Below are 1,754 nucleotides of genomic sequence, written 5' to 3'. Positions count from 1 at the left end.
GTTCTGGGCTTCGCGGGCGTCGCCGGCATGGATCGGTTCGTAGTCGCCCTTGCGCAGGGCGAAGGCCACCATGTCGCGGATGGCGGGCTCGTCGTCGACGATCAGGATGTGCTTCTGCACGCAGGATCCGTGTGCGGGGAGGGACGACGCCAGTAGACGACAATTTTATGACGTTTACATGACATGCYGCGGGGCTGTCATGGCGGCGCCCGCAGGCCGGTCAGCGTCGTTCCACGTCCGGGTCGCGCACGCCCTGCCGGCGCAGCTCGAGCACCTCCGGCGTGATGGCGGCTATGCGGGCATCGACACGGGCGCGCGCGTAGAAGTCCAGGTCGCTCTGCTTCTTGAGATTCYGGAGCTGGATCAGAGCCTGCTCGGGCCGACCGTTCAGGTAGGCCGCTTCGGCATACGCCTCGCCGGCGCGCGCGGTATCGCCAGCCAACTCGTTGGCCCGGGCGAAATTCTGCTGGAACACCGGGTCGTCGCCCGCGCGCGCCATCAGGGGGCGGAGCACGGCCTGCGCCCGCTGGCCGGCGTCACGGCCCCCCTGTTCATTGAGCACCTTGGCGTACGTCAGCGCGACGGGCCGGTTCTGGGGATACCGCAACATCAGGGCGTCGAAGCGCTGGTTCGCCGAGGCACGGTCTCCGGTGCGCGATTCCGCTTCACCCAGCGCCAGCGCGACCCACAGGTTGTCGGCATGCTCATCGGCCAGCCGCTTGAGCTCCGTCAGCGCCAGACGGGTATCGCCGCCCTGCAGATGGGCCACGGCAAGCCCATACCGTTCCGGCCCGGTCAGCGGCTTGCCGGCCTGGCGCCGCAGGGTCTCGTATTCGCGGACCGCGGCAGACGGCGTACTGGCGCTGAGTGCGCGCAGGCGTTCGCGGGCCCAGTCGAACTGGCCGGTATCGCCCTGCCGGAAGGCCTGTGAGGGCAGGGTCACCGGGATCGGCAGCAGCGGATTGTCGCTGCGGGTTTCCGCCAGGGTCACCGCGTTGCGGTCGAAGCGCTCCACCCGCTCCCCGCCCGGCACGCTGGTCACCGCCGTCACCTGGTTGCCGCGCAACTGGTCCGCACGCTGGCGGGCCTCGCTGATGCGGGTCGTGGTGACCGGGTGGGTCTGCAGATAATCCGGCACCGATTCGCGACCGCTCCCGCGAGCGACCCGGGTGGCCTGCTGCAGTTTGGCGAAGAAGCCGGCCATCGCATCGATGTCGTAGCCGGCGCGCGACAGCGTGCGGATGYCGACCCGGTCGGCTTCCGACTCGTTGGAGCGCGTGTAGTCGATCTGGCGCTGTTGCATCAGGCCCATCGCCGAGGCGATGGCCGCCTGCGACGCATCCCCGCTGGAACTGCCGCCGGCCGCCTGCGCCAGCACGATGGCGCCCAGCATGCCCAGCAGGATCGGGACCTGGTCGCGCTGGGCCCGCTCGACGCCGCGCAGCACATGCTGCTGGGTGACGTGGGCGATCTCGTGCGAGAGCACCGCCGCCACCTCGTCTTCGCGGTCGGCGGTCAGCACCAGGCCCGCGTTCATGCCGATGTAGCCGCCGAGCGTGGCGAAGGCGTTGATCTGCCGGTCGCGCATCATGAAGAACGTGTAGGACTGCTGCGGGTTATCGCTGTCCGCACCCAGTCGCCCGCCCACGCCCTGCAGCCAGTCGGTGACCAGCGGGTCTTCCAGCAGGTAACCGTAGTTGCGCAGCTCGCGCAGCATCATGCCGCCGTACTGGGCCTGCCGGGCGGGCGTGAGC

At 69.7% G+C, this 1,754-nt stretch carries 1 protein-coding gene and 1 pseudogene; both read right to left on the bottom strand.

The genetic code is table 11. The annotated features are described in order from the left end of the window. Nucleotides 1-120: pseudogene (locus AC04L7_RS18010) on the bottom strand (DNA-binding response regulator); the annotation flags it as partial. 100 nt (nucleotides 121-220) lie between these two features. After that, nucleotides 221-1,754: M48 family metalloprotease (locus AC04L7_RS18005; protein ID WP_475513611.1), on the bottom strand; the 1,534-nt coding region annotated here is incomplete at its 5' end.

It is taken from the genome of Pseudoxanthomonas sp. LjRoot204_2, assembly GCF_056175765.1.
The sequence above is the reverse complement of the archived record's forward strand: the minus strand, read 5'-3'. Positions and strand labels throughout refer to the sequence as shown.